Origin of the sequence: Pseudarthrobacter sp. NPDC058119 (assembly GCF_042884655.1) — a bacterium.
Taxonomy (GTDB): Bacteria; Actinomycetota; Actinomycetes; order Actinomycetales; family Micrococcaceae; genus Arthrobacter.
Genome location: NZ_JBHVTN010000018.1, coordinates 1 through 3,074 on the forward strand (window position 1 = coordinate 1; position 3,074 = coordinate 3,074).

Below are 3,074 nucleotides of genomic sequence, written 5' to 3' on the forward strand. Positions count from 1 at the left end.
GTATTCAGATGTTGTGCCACGGCAGCCGGCGCCTGCCCCTCCTCCTGGAGGGAGTGCAGGTGCCGGCCGCGTGGTCGGACCTGCGGCTAGCGGAGGATGACCGTCCGGTTGCCATTGAGGACTATTCGCCCTTCAGCGTGCCACCGGACGGCGTTCGTGAGCGCCTTGCATTCGGCGTCGCGGCCAACGGTGACAAGGTCTGAAGCGGAATACGTGTGGTCCACTTCGATGACCTGCTGCGAAATGATTGGCCCTTCGTCCAGCTCGGAGTTGACGTAGTGGGCAGTGGCTCCCACTGTCTTGACACCGCGTTCGTAGGCCTGGTGGTAGGGCTTTGCGCCCTTGAAGCTGGGCAGGAACGAGTGGTGGATGTTGATGGCCTTGCCGCTGAGGCGGGTAGTGGCTTCGTCGCTGAGCACCTGCATGTAGCGGGCCAGCACCACCAGTTCCACGGCGTACTGGTCCACCAGCTCCAGCAGCCGCTCCTCGGCTTCCGCCTTGGTATCCGGCGTGACCGGGATGCGGTGGAACGGAACACCGTGCCAGGCGGCAAGGGGTTCCAGGTCCGGGTGGTTGGACACCACGGCGGCAATCCGGACGGGCAACTCACCACTGCGGGCGCGGAACAGGAGGTCGTTGAGGCAGTGGTCGTACTTGGACACCATCACCAGGATGGGCTGCTTGCGGCCGTGGCGTTCCAGGCGCCAGTCCATCTGCCACTGCCGGGCCACCGGTTCAAAACCGGACCGGAGGCGGTCGAGTTCAATCTCCAGCTGCGAGGTGACGTGGACGCGCATGAAGAACCGGCCGCTTGCCCTGTCGCCGAACTGCTTGATGTCCACGATGTAGCATTCCTGCTCCAGCAGGTATGCCGCCACCGCCTGGACAATGCCGAGGGCATCCGGGCAATGGAAGGTGAGCACGAATTCCTTAACCGTTTCCGGAACCGCGGCCTGGAGCTGCCCGGCCGCGGCCGTGCCGGCCTGCGACGTGCGGGCATCCGTGGCGATCACCGCTTGACCCGTTCTTCCCCCGCTTCTGCGGCGGCACCCGGACGGACAGCCTTGCCGGATGCGGCGTCGGTGAAGTCCTGGTCTGCCTGCAGTTCAGCCTGGAACGTGGCAAAACGGGCCTGGTGTGCGGGCCGGCGGCGGAGGACGAACCAGGCCGCGCCCAGCATGATGAACCAGACCGGGGTAACCAGCAGGGCCACCAGGGTGTCCGGCTGGGTGGTGAGGGTCCAGATCACGAAGCCGAAGAAGGCGAAGACCACCCAGACCATGGCAACACCGCCGGGCATCTTGAACGTCGATGCTTCATGCAGGTGCGGCCGCCGGCGGCGGAAGGCAATGTAGCTGGCCAGGATGATGGACCAGACGAACACGAAGCAGACAGCGGACACGGTGGTCACCATGTCGAAGGCCTTGCCAACGTCCTGGCCCGCGTACATGAGGACGACGCCGGACAGCAGCAGCACGCAGGAGAGGAACAGTGCGTTCTGGGGCACCTTCCGCCGGGAAAGTTTGCCAAAGACGTCCGGGGCGTCCCCTTCCTGGGCGAGGCCGAAGACCATGCGGGAGGTTGAGTAGATGCCGGAGTTGGCGGAGGACATGGCGGAGCTCAGCACCACGAGGTTGACCACGGTGGCCGCGGCGCCCAGGCCTGCCAGGGAGAACATGGCGATGAACGGGCTGTGGCCTGCCCTGAACTCGGTCCAGGGGGTGACAGCCATCAGGATGATGAGCGCACCCACGTAGAAGAGCAGCACGCGGATGGGAATGGAGTTGATGGCCTTGGGCAGGTTCCGCTCCGGGTTCTTGGCCTCGGCGGCGGTGGTGCCCACAAGTTCGATGCCCACGAAGGCGAAGACGGCGATCTGGAAACCGGCCACGAAGCCCATGAATTCGTTCGGGAAGAATCCGCCGTGGCTCCACAGGTTGGTGAAGGTGGCAGGACCGGCGTCGGACTGGAATCCGCTGAAGATCATGAACAGGCCGACGATGATCAGCGCGGCAATGGCAATGATCTTGATCAGCGCGAACCAGAACTCCGTCTCGCCGAAGGCCTTGACGGTGGTGAGGTTGAGCAGGAGCAGGATGGCCACGGTGGCCAGGCCGGGAATCCACAGGGGTATCCCGGGCCAGAGTTCACGGGAGTAGCCCGCGATGGCAATGACGTCGGCGATGCCGGTGATGACCCAGCAGAACCAGTAGGTCCAGCCGGTGAAGAAGCCGGCCCAGGGGCCCAGCAGGTCTGCGGCGAAATCGCTGAAGGACTTGTAGTTGAGGTTGCTGAGCAGCAGTTCACCCATGGCACGCATGACGAAGAACAGCATGAAGCCGATGATCATGTACACGAAGATCACCGAGGGGCCGGCTGCAGAAATGGTTTTGCCGGAACCCATGAACAGGCCGGTGCCGATTGCGCCGCCGATGGCGATCAGTTGGATGTGGCGGTTGCTGAGCTGCCGCTCCAGGTGCGGGGCTCCGCCGCCGGGGGACGTCGGGGAATGGGTCGTCATTGAGGAACTCCATCGTTCGAGCGGCACCCGGGGTGTCGCAAAGATTGGATTTCCTCCCCGCTCTGTCTGGGACCTGAGAGTTTCCACGCGCCGGGATGGCGTGCTTGCACCGTCGGTGAGCCAGGACAGGGCCTGGCTGCTTTCCAGAGTTGCCTCACCGCGGCGGTACGTGGGCCTGAGAGTTTCCTGGGGAGGGTTTGCTCCTACGGCGCCTGCTGAACGTACCGGCAGGGCTCTCCCGCCGCAGGTCAAAAGCGTTGATTGGTAAATCGGTGTTCAGTTATCGGAGGGTATCCGCTGTGGACTTCAAGCCGCACGGCGCATTTTGGGCCTCCGGTGATCGCAACCGGCGAGGGAGCGCCCAGCGTTCTTTGGGCCAGTTCCGCTGCCCGGCCGGATCACGGGGTTCAGTGTGGCGTCCGTCACGAACAAAAGTCAAGCCCGGCATTACGGTACCTGCGTAACGACCTGCCGTCGTGCTTCATGACGGCCCGATTTGCTCCCCGGGGCCGCCATCCTGTATCTTGTGAGCCGAATCACCCACATTTCAATA

2 protein-coding genes and 1 riboswitch are annotated in these 3,074 nt (G+C 64.0%); both genes read right to left on the bottom strand.

All coding sequences use genetic code 11. From position 1 onward, the window contains the following. Nucleotides 1–86: 86 nt before the first annotated feature. Complete coding sequence (gene purU, locus ACFVTD_RS20935; protein WP_387567080.1) at nt 87–1,013, bottom strand: formyltetrahydrofolate deformylase; 927 nt, start codon at nt 1,011–1,013, stop codon at nt 87–89. Beyond that, complete coding sequence (gene cycA / locus ACFVTD_RS20940) at nt 1,010–2,521, bottom strand: D-serine/D-alanine/glycine transporter (RefSeq protein ID WP_387567083.1); 1,512 nt, start codon at nt 2,519–2,521, stop codon at nt 1,010–1,012. Before cycA ends, purU begins: the two co-directional genes overlap by 4 nt. A 153-nt stretch (nt 2,522–2,674) precedes the next feature. After that, a riboswitch (glycine riboswitch) is annotated at nt 2,675–2,772 on the bottom strand. Between the last annotated feature and the right edge of the window lie 302 nt (nt 2,773–3,074).

Excerpts from the sequence above, each read along its gene's own strand:
- cycA (WP_387567083.1), bottom strand. The coding sequence starts at position 2,521 with ATGACGACCCATTCCCCGACGTCCCCCGGCGGCGGAGCCCCGCACCTG.